The organism is Streptomyces tsukubensis (assembly GCF_003932715.1).
Taxonomy (GTDB): Bacteria; Actinomycetota; Actinomycetes; order Streptomycetales; family Streptomycetaceae; genus Streptomyces; species Streptomyces tsukubensis.
The window spans coordinates 3,176,850-3,191,515 of the sequence record NZ_CP020700.1 but is presented as its reverse complement, the minus strand read 5'-3'; the positions used below and the strand labels follow the sequence as shown (position 1 = coordinate 3,191,515).

Below are 14,666 nucleotides of genomic sequence, written 5' to 3'. Positions count from 1 at the left end.
TCGCGTTCTGTGAAGACCCCTGCCCGGAGGCGCGCGGGTACTGCATAGTGTCCGCCATGGTGCGCAGGACGAAGGGCCGTCACCGTGCGGGGGACGGCATATGGCTGACCGACGAGACACCGCTGTCCCCGCTGTCGCGGGTCGGGCGGACACTGCTGGGTACGGGGGTGGCGCTGACCCTCAGCGCGGGCGTGGCGAGTACGGCGCTCCTCGCGCAGGACGACGGCACCGGCGCCCGCGCCGACGACCGGAACGCGGGCTCGGCCGATCTCGACCTCGGTGAGCCCCCGGCGCCGGCCGCCGCCCCGGCCCCCGCGGCCGCACCGCGCACCGAGCCCCCGGCGCCGCCCCGTACCCACCAGCCGCCCATCGGCGGCCCGGCGGCGGCCGCCGAACCCGCTGCGGCACCCGCCCGCCCCGCGGCCGCCCCGCCGCCCCCACGGAGCACCCCCCGCCCCGCAGCCCACCCCACGCCCCGCCCCGACCCCCGCCCGACCACGCGTCCCGACGGCGTCCGGGGCAAGGACCGGGACCGGGACCGCGGCTGGGACCGTGGCTGGGATCGCGAGTGGGGCGAAGACCGGGAAGACCGCGAAGACCGTGAAGGGGACGACGGGGACGACTGACCGGGCCGCCCTTCCGGGTCACTCCTCGCCGGTCACCTGCGGCAGGACCGTCCGGGCGATCGCGTCCATGCCCGCGTCGCCCGGGTGGATCCGGTCGCCCGAGTCGTAGGCGGGGAGCAGGGTGTCCGGGTCGGCGGGGTTGCGGAGGGCCAGGTCCAGATCCGCGACCGCGTCGTACGCGCCGCCGGTGCGGATCCACTGGTTGACCTCCTTGCGGACCGCGTTCTTGGCCTCCGAGTAGTAGCCGTCGTACTGGATGCCCTTGAAGGGGGTGATGGTCGCGCCGACGATCTTCACCCCGCGGGCCTTCGCCATCCGGATCAGGGCCCGGTGGCCGTCGATGACGTCCCGGGCGGTGACCTCGGGGGCGACACCGCAGCCGAAGTCCGGTCCGCCGCCCGCGCCGATGTCGTTGATGCCGATCAGGACGACGGCGGTACGGATGCCCGGCCGGTCCAGCACATCGTGGCGGAAGCGGTCGACGCCCTTCTGGCCGAAGCAGGGCGAGTCCGTCAGGAGCGTGTTGCCGCTCATTCCGGCGTTGACCACCGAGAGCCGTGACCGGGCGGCGAGCAGGTGCTCCGCCAACTGGTCGGGGTAGCGGTTGTCGGCGCCCGGTGTGGAGCCGGCGCCGTCGGTGATGGAGTCCCCGAACGCGACGACGGTGCCCTCCGTCCGCCGCCCGGAGACCTCGACCCCGGAGATCACGTAGTAGGCGTAACTGGAGTCACCCGCGAAGGGCTGCCCGGACGTGTCGCGGGTCCGATCGCCCGCCGCCCGGTAGCTCGCCGTCAGCCCTTCGGGGTGGTACGAGACGGGGCCGGTGCCACCGGGTGCGAAGTGCAGGGTGACCGTGAGCTTCTCCAGCGGGCGTACGGGCAGGGCCACCGCGTCCGATACGGCGTCCTTCCCCGCCGGTACGGTGAGCCCCCGACCGCCCTGGAACCGCAGGGTCCGTACCGTGCCGGGCCGGACCGCGGCCCCCTCCCCGCTGCGGGCGACCGTCGCGGCGGTGACCACGAGCGGCCTGGTGCCGTACCGGTTCGACACCCGCAGCCGGACCTGGGAGCCCGCCGCCGAGACCCGCAGGACCTGGCGGACGCTCTCGTCGGTGAAGCCGTCGGACGACCAGTTGGGCGGCCACCCCGCGGGCGCGCCCGGATACTTGTGCGACACCCCCCAGGAAGCCGCCCAGCCGCCGTCCCCGTGCGGGGCCTGCGCGGCCGTCGCCGGAGCGGGGGTCAGGGCGAGCGCGGTGGTGACGACCGCCGCGACGGAGGTCAGGGAGAGGTGCCGGAGCGCCAGGCGCATGGTGCCGTACCGCCTTCCGGTGGCTCAACAAGCCACAAGAGTGGGGGAGTTGGGGGAAGTCTCTGGGGATCGTACGGCTGTTTAATCCTGTGTATGTTCGATCTCCGATAACCGAGTGGGGCGGGTGGCGGCATGTGGGTGCAGCGCAACCGGGAGCGGCAGAAGGTCATGGCCGTGCTGTCGGCGGTCGCGCTGCTGCTCGCCCTGGGGGTCACCACGAAGGAGCGGATCCTCCGTTATCTCGACACCGGATTCCTCAACACCTTCGACGACTGTGCGGCGACCGGCCCGCTGGAGCGGGAGATCGACGCCCTGCCGTTCTTCGCCGGACCCCCGCCCGGCACCGCGCCGGTCAAGGGCTTCGAGACCCCCGGCGCCTCGGCGGGCTGCCTCGACGACAGCGGCGACGAACTCGTCACGGGCCACACGGTGTTCCGGCTCACCGGGGACCGGCAGGACGTCGCCGACCGGCTGCGCGCCGTCGCGGAGCGGGACGGCTGGACGCGCCGCCCGGTCGTGAGCGCTGGGGACGATCCCCACGACCCCGCCGACCTCTGCTTCGAGAAGCGGCTGAAGAACGGGGACGTGGTGGTGACCGTCGGCTTCGCACCCGTGAACTCGGCGCGCGCGGACCCTGTGAGGAAGCAGGTGGAGGTGGACGCGTACTCGATGCTGGACGGTACGCCCACGGCCTGCTGACGGCTGCGTGTACGGGCTACGCCCGCCCCGCCAGATCGTTGGCGACGCCCTCCAGGCCCAGCGAGTTCGCTCCCTTCACCAGGACCACGTCCCCGGGGCGCAGTTCGCCGTGGACCCGGTCCGTCAGGGCCGGGCCGCGGGCGCCCTCGGCGTGGTAGGCGTCCAGGCCCGCCGCGCGGATCGCCGTCACCATCCGGGCCGCCAGCTCGCCGCCGACGCCGATCGTGCGGTGGACGCCCGTCGCGACGACCTTGCGGGCGACCGCGTCGTGCCAGTCGCCCGCGTCCGGCCCGAGTTCCGCCATCTCACCGAGGACGGCGACCCTGCGGCGCGCCGGGCCCGCGATGTCCGCGAGCGCGTCGAGGGCGGCGAGCACGGCCTCCGGGGAGGCGTTGAAGGCGTCGTTGACGACGGTCACCTCGTCGCCCCGCTCCAGGACCTGCATCCGGCCGCCGGAGGAGATCCGGGCCCGCGGCAGTCCGGCGGCGACCGTAGCGAAGGGCACGCCGGCCGCCAGCGCCGTCGCCGCCGCGGCCAGTGCGTTGGTGACGTGGTGGCGGCCGTGGATGCCGTGCAGGACGACACCGGCGCGCTCGGCACCGTACGACAGCGTGAAAGCGGGATGCCCCGATGCGGTCCGGACGTCCTCCGCCCGTACCGTGCACCCCGGTGCGGTGCCGAACGTCAGCACCCGGGCCGCAGTCTCCCCGGCCATGGCCGCCACCAGGGGATCGTCCCCGTTGAGCACCGCGACACCGTCCGGCGGCAGCGCCCGTACGATCTCCGCCTTTGCGTCCGCGATCGCCTCCCGGCTGCCGAACTCGCCCAGATGCGCCGAGCCGACATTGAGGACGGTCGCCACCCGCGGGCGGACGACCCCGCACAGTTCAGCGATATGGCCCTTCCCCCGCGCGCCCATCTCCAGCACCAGGAAGCGGGTGTCCGGTTCGACCCGGGAGACCGTCACCGGGAAGCCGATCTCGTTGTTGAAGCTGCGGGCGTTCGCGACCGTCGGACCGTGCGCGGCCAGGACCGTCTCCAGAACGTCCTTGGTGGACGTCTTCCCCGCCGAACCGGTGATCCCGACGACCGTGCCCTGGTACCGGGCGGCGACCAGCCGCGCGATCCGGGCCATAGCGTCGAGGACGTCGTCGACGACGACTGCGGGCGCGCCGACCGGGCGCGCCGCCAGCACCGCGACCGCGCCGCCCTCGGCCACCGCCCGGTCCGCGTAGTCGTGCCCGTCGGCGGACCGGCCGCGCAGACAGGCGAAGAGCCCGCCGGGCGCGATGTCCCGGGTGTCGAAGGACAGCGGGCCGGTCACCCGGGCCGCGGGATCGCCGATCCGGTGAAGCGTGCCGCCGGTCGACTCCGCGATCTCGGCCAGGGTCAGAGGGATCACTGTTCTCCTCGGGGGACGGGACGGAACTCCCGCGCCCGCCCCGGGCGGGCGCACCGGCCCATTCTGCAACGGGCGGGGCGCAGGGGGCCCGTACACGGCGGAGCCCGGCCCCGGGGTCACTCCCCCGGGGCCGGGCGTTTCTCCGTCCGGCCCCGCCCCGCCGACAGAGCCGGACAGGGCGGACAGGGCGGACAGGGCGGAATCATCCGGTCCGTGTCACCACGGCAGGTTCCCGTGCCGGATCAGCACCGCCACCGTGCCCGCGCAGACCGCGATCACCCACAGCAGCCACAGGATTCGCCGCCGCCGCTCGACGAAGGCCGCGTCCCACGCGGACGCGTCGCCCGAGCGGACCGACGAGCGCACCATCAGCGCCCGCCCCAGCGCGAAGGCCAGCCCGCCGAGCGGGGTCGCCCACCACGGTCCCGCGAACAGGAGCGCCGCGATCGCCACGTACGGCAGATGGGACGGTACGAAGGTCCGCAGACCGGTCCCCATCTCGAAGCCGAACTGGAGCGCGCCGCTGCCGTCCGTGCGGACCACGATGTCACTGGGCACCAGCCGGGCGTTCTGCGGCATGCGGAACGGCAGGAGCCGGATCTCGATGGCGAGGAAGACGACCGCCGCCGCCGTGAAGGCGGCCGTGCGCACCGTATCGGGCGCCACTGCCTGGACCAGTGCCGCGGGCAGCAGCAGAAGCAGCCCGGTGGCGAAGCCGCCGAGGAACAGTCCCCGGACGAAGTACTGCACGTTTCTCGTTCCCCGCCAGACCGACGAGGTCAGCAGACCCGCTGAGTTGTGGCTTCAAACGGATCCCGAGAGCGAATAGCCGGCCAGTACGGCCACCGCGCAGGCGGCGACCGCGGTGAGCACCCCGTGCAGGGCGGCCGGGCCCCAGGCCGCCCCGGCGGCGGCGACGGCCGTCATGAACAGGCCGACCGTCCCCGCGACGAGTGCGGAGACTCCGGGGGTGCTGGGGCGCCGGGTTTCCGGCGGATGCGTGAGCGCCATAGATGTCCTCAGATGTCGTCAGGTGTCCTCAGGTGTCCTCGGGTGTCCTTGGCCCGGGCCCTGTCCGGGCGGTCTCGGCGGACCCGGGACCGCCCGGACAGGACCTCTTCGGATACGAGCGGGCTCGGGAGGCGTGCCGGGCCCGGACGGCCCCGGGAGACCGGTGCGGTCTCCCGGTCGGCGGCGACGCGGTCCGCCGGCCGCCGTCGCGCGGGAGGAGCGACGGCGGCCGGGGTGCCCCGCGGCGCCGGGCGTCCGGGCCGGGCGGTGCCTCAGCCGCTCTTGCAGCTCGTGGTGAAACGCGCCGAGTGGCCGGGCTTGATGTCCTCGAAGTAGCCGTCCCAGCAGTGCACGGTCGAACCGTTCGCCATCCGCCAGTACCAGCCCGCGTAGCCGCCGCAGGCGGCCTCCCAGCCGTACTTGCGGGTGTACCACTGGTGGGTCTCGGTGTCGGTGCGGTGGTAGCCGTCCGAGGCGCAGTACACCGAGCTGATGTACTGGCGGCCCCAACACGGCGTGTCACCGGGGACATCGACGTTCATGCAGTGCGCCGGGTGGCGCGAGGTACGGCTGAAGGCCCAGGACGGGGTGCCGCCGACCCAGCCGAGACCGGTGATCGCCAGGGTCGCCGCGCCCGCCATCGCGGTCCGTACGAAGGTCCGGCGGCCGAAACCGCCCGAGGTCTTCACGGCCGGGGCGGGGGACGGCACCGGCGCGGTGGAGCGCAGGTCGCCCGAGGTGGGCGTCGTGGTCACTTCGGGGATGGACTGAAGGAAGGCACTGCTCATGATGCGACTCCCGTCGTGAGGGAAGAGGTGGTGGACGGCGGGGTGGTGCCGCCGGAGTACTCCTCGGTGAGTGCGGTCAGCGATTCGACGGAGCCGACGGGCTCCGCCGCCAGCAGCGAACCGTCCGCGTCGAGGACCAGCAGGGCCGGCTGGTAGGCGAGCAGCAGCGGCGAGGACAGCCCCGGGCCGGAGGCGATCTCACCGGCGCCGATGGAGTCCCAGGTGCCCGAGCCGTCGATGTCGACCAGGACCGCGCGGTGTCCGGCAGCGGTGAGGGCGCCCCGCAGCCCGGACCAGGCCGGTGCGACCTCCTCGCAGGTGGGGCAGGTGGAGGAGACCACCAGCGCCAGCGTGCGGTGCGCGGTGTCGGGGGCGGCCAGATCGGGCCACTGCCGCGACCGGTCGTTCGCCGGGGACCCGGACCCGCCGCCGTTCACCTCCAGCTCCCGCACCTTGGCGACGAGCCCGGCATAACCGAACGTCAGGAAGACCACGGCGACCCAGGCGAGGATCAGGAGGGCCCACAGAAGGCTCTGCACGCCTCACGCCCCCCAGCGCACGTCGAGCGACTGGAGCAGCTCCTCCTGGTCGGCGGTGGAGACCCCGATATCGGCCGAGGCGTCGTCGTCGACGAGGCAGACCGCCTTGGGCCCGGAGTGCAGGAACTTCCGGCCCCGGGTCACCCCGGCGATCCCCATCGTCTTGACCCACACCTCGCCGTTCTCCACGGACTTGCCCGCGCTCTCCGGCACCAGCTGGGTGGCGTCGTCGGCGGGGTAGATCGTCACGGAGCCGCCGGAGGTGAACTTGACGCCGTACATGCTCCACGCCCGCAGATCGCGGGAGCGCGGCTTGACGACCAGACCGGCCCTGGTGTCGGTGAGGGAGAGCCGGTCGAGAACCTGGGTGACCGCGCCCGCGTCGACCCGGTTGCCGGAGAACTCCATGATCAGACAGTGGTGCGGGCCGGTCCATATGCCCTGCCAGCCGCTGCTGTCGGCATTGGCCAGCAGCTGGAGCGGCCGGCCGTCGTAGGTGACTTCCTGGACCACCCGCGACTTGTGGACCTCGATGAGCCCCGCGGGGTAGCCGCGGTCGGTGATACTGATGCCCACACCGAGCGACGGACCGGTGAGGCGGAAGTGCCAGAACCAGTCCTCCTGCACGGAGCGGGCGCGGCAGGCGAAGGACACCCAGCGCCCGTTGGGCGCCAGTGCCTTCGCGGTCTGCAACGTGGCCTGCATGAGACCTCCAGTAATCGAAGTTCGTCAGGAGCGGGACGTACGGCCTGTTCCGGGCAGACCGCGCCACGGGCCCATGAGGGTCCTGAGGGCCGTGGGAAGTGCGCCCGGAAGACACCGTAGAAGACCCTTCTGTCCCGCTTCTGTCCGTTCTCTGACGGGCTGCTGTGCCTGTGCTGCCCGTTCGCTGCCCCTTCGCTGCGCGGCTGCTGCGGTGCCGCTGAGGTGCTGCTGCGGATCTGCTGCGGGCCGGCTGTGACGGTGCTGCGGAGTTGCTGCAGTGGTGCTGTGAGGCCGCTGTGTTACGGCTTCCGGGGCGCTGTACTGCCACTGGGGAGCCGGTCGCGCCCCGCTTGCTTCCGCCGGACGGCCCTCTCGCCCTCGGCTGACACTTCGCTTACACCCCCCTGACGTGCGGGTTTTAGCGTTTGCGTTCGTTGACAGAGCAGAGCCCGGCTTGGAAGATCTTGTCCGGAGGTGTCCGCCGGCCGGTGCCGGTCCCGGTCTTCAAAACCGGTGGACGTTGTCCCTTACGCGTCAGCGGGTTCGACTCCCGTCCACCTCCGTCCCATTCGTCAGCACGCCGGCGCCTCTGCCCGGGACAGCGTCAGGAGTGAGATGAGGAAGACCGGCGCCCCCGGGCGGATACCGTCGGTGCGGGAGATCATGGACGATCCGCGGCTGCGGGACGCGGCCGAGTCTCTCGGTCCGGCGGAGGCGCGCGAGGCGGCGCGCCGGGTGCAGCGCTCCTTACGGGCCGGACGGATCGCGGATTCCGGGGAGGGGCCCGGTTCGGGGACCGAAACCGAAACCTTCAACTGCGGTACGTCCTCCGGAACCGTGCACCCCACCCGTTCCCCCGATCCCCTCCGTACCGTTGCCGACGCCGTTGCCGAGGTGGTCGCCGGACTGCCGCCCGCGCCCACCCGGCACCGGCGGGTCGTCAACGCCACGGGTGTGCTGGTGCACACGAACCTCGGCCGGGCGCCCCTGTCCCGAGCCGCGGTCGACGCGGTGGCGCATCTCGCGGGCACCTCCGATCTGGAGCTCGACCTCGAACAGAACCGCAGGGGAGAGCGCGGCCGGGGTGCGCTCGACGCCCTGCGCGCCGCCGTGCCCGCGGCGGGCGGCGTCCATGTGGTCAACAACAACGCCGCAGCGCTCGTCCTGGTGGCCACCGCCCTCGCCGGAACCGGCCGGGAAATCATCGTCAGCCGGGGCGAACTGGTCGAGATCGGCGATGGATTCCGCCTCCCGGAGCTGCTGGAGAGCACGGGAGCACGGTTACGGGAAGTTGGTACGACCAATCGAACGACGGTCGACGACTACGCCCGCGCCATCGGTGACGACACCGCGTTCCTGCTCCAGGTCCACCCCTCCAACTTCGCCATGACCGGGTTCGTCAGCACCCCGCCGATCGCCGGACTCGCCGCGCTCGGCCGCCCCCTGGTCGTCGACATCGGCTCCGGACTGCTGGCCCCGCACCCCCTGCTGCCCGACGAACCCGACGCCGGTACGGCCCTGTCCCAGGGCGCCGCCCTGGTCACCGCGAGCGGCGACAAACTCCTCGGCGGCCCCCAGGCCGGGCTGCTGCTCGGTGACGCCGGACTCGTCGAACGTCTGCGCCGCCATCCGCTGGCCCGCGCCCTGCGCACCGGAAAGCTGACCCTGGCAGCGCTGGAGGCCACCCTGCGCGGCCCGGCCTCCCCGCTGGAGACCGCCCTGACCCGGCCGTCGGCCGAGCTCGTCGCCCGCGCCGATTCGCTGACCCGGCGGCTGCGCGCGGCGGGCGTCGACGCGACCTCGGAACCCTCCGCATCGGTCGTCGGTGGGGGCGGGGCGCCCGGTGTCACCTTCCCGTCGGCGGCCGTCGCGCTCCCCGCGGACCTGGCGCCCCTCCTCCGTACCGCCGTCCCGGTCCCCGTCCTGGCCCGCGTCCACAAGTCCCGTCTCCTGCTCGACCTGCGCTCGGTCCCGGACGAGGACGACGAGGTAGTGGCCCGTGCGGTGCTCAGGGCGTGGGAGCGCAGGTCGGGCGGCGGGGAGTGCGGTACGGGAGCCGCCCGATGATGGTCCTGGCGACCGCGGGCCACGTCGACCACGGCAAGTCGACGCTGCTGCGCGCGCTGACCGGAATGGAGCCGGACCGTACGGAGGAGGAGCGGCGGCGGGGCCTCAGCATCGACCTGGGCTATGTCTGGACGACGATCCCGGACTGCGCGGAGGGCGCCGAAGCCCGCAGCGCCTGCGGACCCGCCTCCGACGACCGGGTCGCCTCCGACGACCGGGTCGCCTCCGACGACCGGGTCGCCTCCGACGACCGGGTCGCCTCCGACGACCGGGTCGCCTTCGTCGACGTCCCCGGCCACGAACGTTTTCTCGCCACCATGCTCGCGGGCGCCGGACCCGTCCCCGCCGTCCTGTTCGCCGTCGCGGCCGACGGCGGCTGGATGCCCCAGTCCCAGGAGCACGCCACCGCCCTCGACGCCCTCGGCGTCCGCGAAGGGCTGCTCGTCGTCACCCGCTGCGACCTTGCCGACCCGGGCCCCGCGCTCGCCCGCGCCCGGACCGCGCTCGCCGGGACCGGGCTCGCGGAGCTGCCCGCGGTCGCCGTCAGCGCCCGCACCGGACAGGGCCTCGGTGAACTCCGTACCGCCGTCGCCGCCTTACGGAACCGGCTGCCCGCGCCGCGTACCGACGCGCCGGTACGGCTCTGGGCCGACCGCGCCTTCGCCCGCCCCGGCCACGGCCTCGTCGCCACCGGCACCCTGACCGAGGGCAGCATCGCCCGGGGCGACGTCCTGCACACCGGCCCCGACGGGCCGTCCCTGACCGTCCGCGGCCTCGAAGAACTGGGCCGCGCGACCGGACGCTCCACCGGCCCCGCCCGGGTGGCCCTCAGCCTGCGCGGTGAGGCACCGCGCGAAGGACTGCGCGGTACGGCGCTCTGCGCACCCGGGACATTCACCCTCACCGGCACCGCCGACGTCCGCCTGGCCGGTGCGGTACTGCGCGGCACCTCGCCCCGGCTGACCGTGCACATCGGCTCCGCCGCCGTCCCCGCCGAGGTCCGCCGCTTCGGCCGGGGCACCGCCCGGCTCGTCCTCGGCCGCCCGCTGCCGCTGCGGATCGGTGACCGGATGGTGGTCACCGAACACCGGCGGGTGGTCGGCAGCGCGCTCGTCCTCGACCCCGTACCGCCGTACGTCGGACCGCGCCGCGCGGGCGGACTGCGGGCCGAGACCCTCGCCGCCCACCCCGGCACGCCCGACCTCGGACACGAGACCGCGGTCCGCGGCCTGGTCCGCACCGGCACCCTGAGCCGGATCGGCGTCGACTGCACCCGAGCGGCCCCCGTCGCGGGCGACTGGCTGGTCTCGGCCGCCGAACGCCGCCGGATCACCGGCGCCGTGGCCGAGGCCACCGCCGACGGCGAACCCGCCGACGCGAACAGCCTGATCCAGCGCCTCGGACTGCCCGACCGGGCCCTGCTGGCCGCGCTGCTGCCCGCGGAACGGGCCCTGCGCGAGGGCCGGATCGTCCGCGCCGACCACGCCGACCCCCTCCCCGCGGCCGCCCGCGCCCTGGTGGCCGCACTCGAAGCGGGGCTCGCCCGGGGCGAGTTCCTCGCACCGACCCCCGCCGAACTCGCCGCGCTCGGCATCGGCCGCCGCGAACTGGCGCTCGCCGTCAGGTCAGGACGGCTCGTCCGGCTCTCCGACACCGTCCATGTCGCCCCCGGAGTCCCGGAGCGCGCGGCCGAGGCCCTCACCCCCCTGGCCGAAAATCCGTTCACCGTCTCGGAGGCGCGGATCCGGTGGAACGTACCCCGCCGGATTGCCCTCCCACTCATCGAGCATCTCGACCGCACCGGAGTCACCCGGCGCGGCCCCGATGATCGGCGCACCCTGTGCCCCACCCGCCTCACAAGGGAGAACAGCACATGACCGGCTTGCGGATGACCCAGTACGGGCGGGGCGGCGGCTGCGCCTGCAAGATCCCGCCCGGTGAACTGGAGACCTTACTCAACGGCCTCACCGACGCGGCGCCCGCCGTGCCCGGATCCCCGTCCGCCGACGGCCGGCCCGGCGCCTCCGCCCTCCTCGTCGGGCCGGAACACGGCGACGACGCGGCCGCCGTCCGCGTCGACGGCCCCCTGGCCGTGATCTCCACCGCCGACTTCTTCACCCCTGTTGCCGACGACCCCTACACCTGGGGCCGGATCGCCGCCACCAACGCCATGTCCGACGTGTACGCGATGGGCGGCACGCCCGTCATGGCGGTCAACCTCCTCGCCTGGCCGCGCGAGACGCTGCCGATGGACCTCGCCCGCGAGGTGCTCCGCGGCGGTCTGGACGCCGCCAGGTCCGCGGGCTGCGCCGTCGCGGGCGGCCACAGCGTCGACTCCGCCGAACCCCTCTACGGCATGGCGGTGACCGGCACCGCCGACCCCGCCCGGCTGATCACCGTGGACCGGGCCGCCCCCGGCACCCCCCTCACCCTCACCAAACCCCTCGGTGTCGGCGTCCTCAACACCCTCCACAAGGCCACCGGCGAGGTGTTCCCCGAGGCCGTCGAGGTGATGACCACCCTCAACAGGGACGCGTCGGCCGCCGCCGTCGCCGCCGGGATCCGGGCCGGAACGGACGTCACCGGCTTCGGACTCCTCGGCCACGCCCACCGGGTGGCCCGCGCCTCCGGGGTGACCCTCGCCATCGACACCGCCCGGGTGCCGGTCCTCGCCGCCGCCCGCACCGCGGCCGCCCGGGGCAGCATCAGCGGCGGCAGCCGCCGCAATCTGGACTGGGTGGCGCCCCACGCCGACCTCACCGCGGCCGACGAGACCACGGCCCTCCTGCTGGCCGACGCCCAGACCTCGGGCGGTCTGCTTCTGGCCGGAGAGCTGCCAGGTCATCCGGTCATCGGAGAGGTCCTTCCCTTCGGGGGCAGCACCGTACTGCTCCGCTGAACCGACGGACCCACGTGACACCGACCATCGACGAATCGGGGTTCCACCATGCAGAGAGCCGGTGACATCGACCCGGGGCTCCTCGACCAGAGCCGCGGTTGGCCGGCCACCACCGACGCGCCGCCGACCCGTCCGGGGGAGCGGGCCGTGGCGGGCGGACGAGCGGGCGCGGAGGGGAAGCCGCGGCCCGTGCGGCGGGGCTCGTACGATCCGAAGAACGATCCGAAGACGTCGTACGGCCCGAGGGCGCCCTACGGCCCGCCGCTCCCGCACCCACCCTCCGTACCCCACACCCTGCCCACCACTCCGCACGGCCCGTCCGTGTCCCACCAGCCGCCGGTCCCGCACGGGCCGTCGGCCCCCTACCCGTCCGCGGTCCCCGCCCCGCCCGGCACCGCCCCCGGACTCCACGACCCGGCGGGCGCCCGCCACCGGCCGGCCGCGCCCCTCACCGCCTACGAGCGGCACACCGCCCACGGCAGCCCCGCGGGACCCGGCCCGGCGGACACCGCAGGCGCCCCCGCAGGCGACCCAGCAGACGACCCCGCCGACGAACCGGAGGCCGGGCCGGTCCACAGCGTCGGCATCCTCGGCCCGGTCGTCCTCTTCGGCCCCGACGGCCCCACCGCACCCTCCGGATCCGTCGTCCGCGCCCTGCTGGGCAGCCTGGCCCTGGCCCATCCCCTCCCGGTGAACGCCGACACCTTCGCCACCCGCCTCTGGCCCGACCGCACGGCACCCCAGGCCCGGCAGTGCCTGCACACCGGCGCCCACCGGCTCCGCTCCTGGCTGCTGAACGCCACCGACGGCGGCCTCGGCGTGGTCACCCAGCCCTCGGGATACGCCCTCACCGGCGGCGATATGCCGACCGACCTCGCCCGCTTCCGGCACGCCACCGAACGCGCCCGCCAACTCGCCGACCCGCAGAGCAGGCTGCGCCACCTCCAACACGCCCACTCCCTGTGGCGCGGCAGGCTGCTGGAGGGCATCCCGCCCGAGTGCGTCGACCACCAGGCCCAGCAGTCGCTGATGCTGGAGCACACGGGCCACCTCCAGGACCTGGCCCGGGCGGCGCTGGACGCCCGCAGGCCGCGCGAGGCCATCGTCGCGGCCCGGCGCGCCTGCGAGGAGGACCACTTCAACGAGTCCTCGCACGCGCTGCTGATGGAAGCGCTCACGGCGGCGGGTATGCGGGTCGCGGCGCTCGACGTCTACGAGCACATGCGCAACCGGCTGAACCGGTCCCTCGGCATCGCGCCCGGCGAGATCCTCAAACAGGCAAGGGGCCGCGTCATCGGCCGCTGACGGAGGCCCGCTCCTGCCGCGGCGGGGACCCCGGGGAGCCGTCGTCCGCCGACCGGCGGCCCCTCCGCACCCGTACCCGTAAACCGCACCCCAGCCGTTCTTGACAGAGAATCCGGTTCTGGAAAATCTGTCGATCATGTCTGCTGCCGAGTCCGCTGAGTCCGCCGCGACGACCGCCCACCCCGCCCCCGCCTATCTCGACGAACGCTCGGGCCGCCGCTACCCCCTCACCGATCCGCACCGCTGGCGCGGCGACGACGGAGCCCCGCTGACCGTCACCCCGCTGCCCGGCCCGGCCCCCGTCGACGTGGACACCGCCCGCCGCTCCCTCTGGCGCTACCGCGCCGCGTTCCCGCTGCCCCTGGCCCCCGTCACCCTGGGGGAGGGCTGCACCCCGCTCCTCGACGGCGAATGGGACGGCGTACCGGTCTCCTACAAGGCCGAATGGGCCAACCCCACCGGCAGCTTCAAGGACCGCGGCGCCAGCCTGCTGGTCTCCTACCTCGCCCACCACGGCATCACCGAGATCATCGAGGACAGCTCCGGCAACGGCGGCTCGTCGATCGCCGCCTACTGCGCCGCCGCGGGCATCCGCGCCCGGATCCTCGTCCCCGAACACACCTCACCCGCCAAGATCCTCCAGACCCGGGCGTACGGCGCCGACATCGAACGCATCCCCGGCGACCGCGAAGCCACCGCCGCCGAAGCGCTGCGCCGGGCCGGGGCCGGCGCGGTCTACGCGGGCCACAACTGGCACCCCTTCTTCCTCCAGGGCACCAAGACCCTCGCCTACGAGATCTGGGAGGACCTCGGCTTCCGCGCCCCCGACAACGTGGTCACCGTCGCGGGCGCGGGCAGCACCGTCCTCGGCTGCGCCATCGGCTTCGGCGAACTCCTGGCGGCGGGCCGTATCGAACGGCTGCCGCGCCTGCTGGTGGCCCAGCCCGCCAACTGCGCCCCGCTGTACGCGGCCTTCCGCGCCGGAGCGGAGACGGAGGTCCCCGTCGAGACCGCCCCGACGATCGCCGAAGGCACCGCGATCCGGCACCCCGTCCGCCTCCCGGAGGTGCTGCGCGCGATCCGCGCCTCGGGCGGCGACCTGCTCGCGGTCCCGGAACAGGGCATCGAGGAGGCCGTCCGGGGCCTGGCGAGGAAGGGGCTGTACGCGGAACCCACCAGCGCCACCGCGGCCGCGGCGGTCACCGGATTCGCCCGCCGCGGGGTGATCCAACCGGGACAGACCACGGTCGTCGTCCTCACCGGCTCGGCACTGAAGACGGCCCCGGTGATGGAGCGCGTGATCGGGTGAGCCCC

14 protein-coding genes and 1 tRNA gene are annotated in these 14,666 nt (G+C 74.2%); 8 read left to right on the top strand and 7 right to left on the bottom strand.

Translation table 11 applies throughout. The features are described from left to right. Positions 1 to 56: 56 nt before the first annotated feature. Complete coding sequence (locus B7R87_RS12415; RefSeq protein WP_130585073.1) at positions 57 to 626, top strand: hypothetical protein; 570 nt, start codon at positions 57 to 59, stop codon at positions 624 to 626. A gap of 18 nt (positions 627 to 644) precedes the next feature. Here the strand turns inward: B7R87_RS12415 and B7R87_RS12410 are convergent, their stop codons facing one another. Beyond that, positions 645 to 1,937: an SGNH/GDSL hydrolase family protein gene (locus tag B7R87_RS12410; protein ID WP_006706023.1), complete on the bottom strand. Its 1,293-nt coding sequence runs from the start codon at positions 1,935 to 1,937 to the stop codon at positions 645 to 647. 132 nt (positions 1,938 to 2,069) lie between these two features. Here B7R87_RS12410 and B7R87_RS12405 point away from each other — a divergent pair, with 132 nt between their 5' ends. Then, positions 2,070 to 2,636, top strand: a complete 567-nt coding sequence (locus tag B7R87_RS12405; protein WP_006706024.1) for a hypothetical protein — start codon at positions 2,070 to 2,072, stop codon at positions 2,634 to 2,636. Positions 2,637 to 2,652: 16 nt separating this feature from the next. On the opposite strand, the gene B7R87_RS12400 is transcribed toward B7R87_RS12405, so the two are convergent. The 6 genes from B7R87_RS12400 to B7R87_RS12375 all read right to left on the bottom strand — a co-directional run bounded on the left by B7R87_RS12400 (position 2,653) and on the right by B7R87_RS12375 (position 7,081). After that, a complete protein-coding gene (locus B7R87_RS12400; protein ID WP_006706025.1) occupies positions 2,653 to 4,038 on the bottom strand; it encodes a UDP-N-acetylmuramoyl-tripeptide--D-alanyl-D-alanine ligase in 1,386 nt (461 codons plus the stop codon). 216 nt (positions 4,039 to 4,254) lie between these two features. Further along, positions 4,255 to 4,788 (bottom strand): hypothetical protein, encoded by a 534-nt coding sequence (locus tag B7R87_RS12395; RefSeq protein ID WP_006706027.1) that lies wholly within the window; start codon positions 4,786 to 4,788, stop codon positions 4,255 to 4,257. Between the two features lie 54 nt (positions 4,789 to 4,842). Beyond that, positions 4,843 to 5,049, bottom strand: coding sequence for a hypothetical protein (locus tag B7R87_RS12390; protein ID WP_006706030.1), 207 nt, complete (start codon positions 5,047 to 5,049; stop codon positions 4,843 to 4,845). A 272-nt stretch (positions 5,050 to 5,321) separates the two neighbouring features. Continuing rightward, a complete protein-coding gene (locus B7R87_RS12385) occupies positions 5,322 to 5,837 on the bottom strand; it encodes a hypothetical protein (RefSeq protein WP_006706032.1) in 516 nt (171 codons plus the stop codon). After that, complete coding sequence (locus B7R87_RS12380) at positions 5,834 to 6,376, bottom strand: hypothetical protein (RefSeq protein WP_006706033.1); 543 nt, start codon at positions 6,374 to 6,376, stop codon at positions 5,834 to 5,836. The genes B7R87_RS12385 and B7R87_RS12380 overlap by 4 nt, the downstream gene beginning before the upstream one ends. 3 nt (positions 6,377 to 6,379) lie before the next feature. After that, positions 6,380 to 7,081, bottom strand: coding sequence for a hypothetical protein (locus B7R87_RS12375; RefSeq protein ID WP_006706034.1), 702 nt, complete (start codon positions 7,079 to 7,081; stop codon positions 6,380 to 6,382). A 470-nt stretch (positions 7,082 to 7,551) separates the two neighbouring features. On the opposite strand from B7R87_RS12375, the gene B7R87_RS12370 reads away from it, so the two are divergent. The 6 genes from B7R87_RS12370 (at position 7,552) to B7R87_RS12345 (ending at position 14,661) form a co-directional block, all read left to right on the top strand. Next, positions 7,552 to 7,644 (top strand) — tRNA-Sec (locus tag B7R87_RS12370). 52 nt (positions 7,645 to 7,696) lie between these two features. Continuing rightward, on the top strand, positions 7,697 to 9,148 hold the full coding sequence (gene selA, locus B7R87_RS12365; protein WP_006706035.1) for an L-seryl-tRNA(Sec) selenium transferase: 1,452 nt from the start codon (positions 7,697 to 7,699) through the stop codon (positions 9,146 to 9,148). After that, positions 9,145 to 11,025 carry a SelB domain-containing protein gene (locus tag B7R87_RS12360; RefSeq protein ID WP_130585072.1) on the top strand — a complete coding sequence of 627 codons (1,881 nt, stop codon included), beginning with the start codon at positions 9,145 to 9,147 and terminating at the stop codon, positions 11,023 to 11,025. The genes selA and B7R87_RS12360 overlap by 4 nt, the downstream gene beginning before the upstream one ends. Further along, the gene (gene selD / locus B7R87_RS12355; RefSeq protein ID WP_006706040.1) at positions 11,022 to 12,047 is read left to right on the top strand and encodes a selenide, water dikinase SelD; all 1,026 of its coding nucleotides are present in this window, start codon (positions 11,022 to 11,024) and stop codon (positions 12,045 to 12,047) included. The genes B7R87_RS12360 and selD overlap by 4 nt, the downstream gene beginning before the upstream one ends. Before the next feature lie 48 nt (positions 12,048 to 12,095). After that, positions 12,096 to 13,352 (top strand): AfsR/SARP family transcriptional regulator, encoded by a 1,257-nt coding sequence (locus B7R87_RS12350; RefSeq protein ID WP_130585071.1) that lies wholly within the window; start codon positions 12,096 to 12,098, stop codon positions 13,350 to 13,352. Between the two features lie 136 nt (positions 13,353 to 13,488). After that, positions 13,489 to 14,661: a threonine synthase gene (locus B7R87_RS12345; RefSeq protein ID WP_006706044.1), complete on the top strand. Its 1,173-nt coding sequence runs from the start codon at positions 13,489 to 13,491 to the stop codon at positions 14,659 to 14,661. Positions 14,662 to 14,666 lie beyond the last annotated feature (5 nt).

What these genes read in the sequence shown, in the direction of transcription:
- B7R87_RS12345 (WP_006706044.1), top strand. Translation starts at nt 13,489, where the DNA reads ATGTCTGCTGCCGAGTCCGCTGAGTCCGCCGCGACGACCGCCCACCCC.
- B7R87_RS12415 (WP_130585073.1), top strand. Translation starts at nt 57, where the DNA reads ATGGTGCGCAGGACGAAGGGCCGTCACCGTGCGGGGGACGGCATATGG.
- B7R87_RS12410 (WP_006706023.1), bottom strand. Translation starts at nt 1,937, where the DNA reads ATGCGCCTGGCGCTCCGGCACCTCTCCCTGACCTCCGTCGCGGCGGTC.
- B7R87_RS12405 (WP_006706024.1), top strand. Translation starts at nt 2,070, where the DNA reads ATGTGGGTGCAGCGCAACCGGGAGCGGCAGAAGGTCATGGCCGTGCTG.
- B7R87_RS12350 (WP_130585071.1), top strand. Translation starts at nt 12,096, where the DNA reads ATGCAGAGAGCCGGTGACATCGACCCGGGGCTCCTCGACCAGAGCCGC.
- selD (WP_006706040.1), top strand. Translation starts at nt 11,022, where the DNA reads ATGACCGGCTTGCGGATGACCCAGTACGGGCGGGGCGGCGGCTGCGCC.
- B7R87_RS12385 (WP_006706032.1), bottom strand. Translation starts at nt 5,837, where the DNA reads ATGAGCAGTGCCTTCCTTCAGTCCATCCCCGAAGTGACCACGACGCCC.
- B7R87_RS12375 (WP_006706034.1), bottom strand. Translation starts at nt 7,081, where the DNA reads ATGCAGGCCACGTTGCAGACCGCGAAGGCACTGGCGCCCAACGGGCGC.
- selA (WP_006706035.1), top strand. Translation starts at nt 7,697, where the DNA reads ATGAGGAAGACCGGCGCCCCCGGGCGGATACCGTCGGTGCGGGAGATC.
- B7R87_RS12360 (WP_130585072.1), top strand. Translation starts at nt 9,145, where the DNA reads ATGATGGTCCTGGCGACCGCGGGCCACGTCGACCACGGCAAGTCGACG.
- B7R87_RS12390 (WP_006706030.1), bottom strand. Translation starts at nt 5,049, where the DNA reads ATGGCGCTCACGCATCCGCCGGAAACCCGGCGCCCCAGCACCCCCGGA.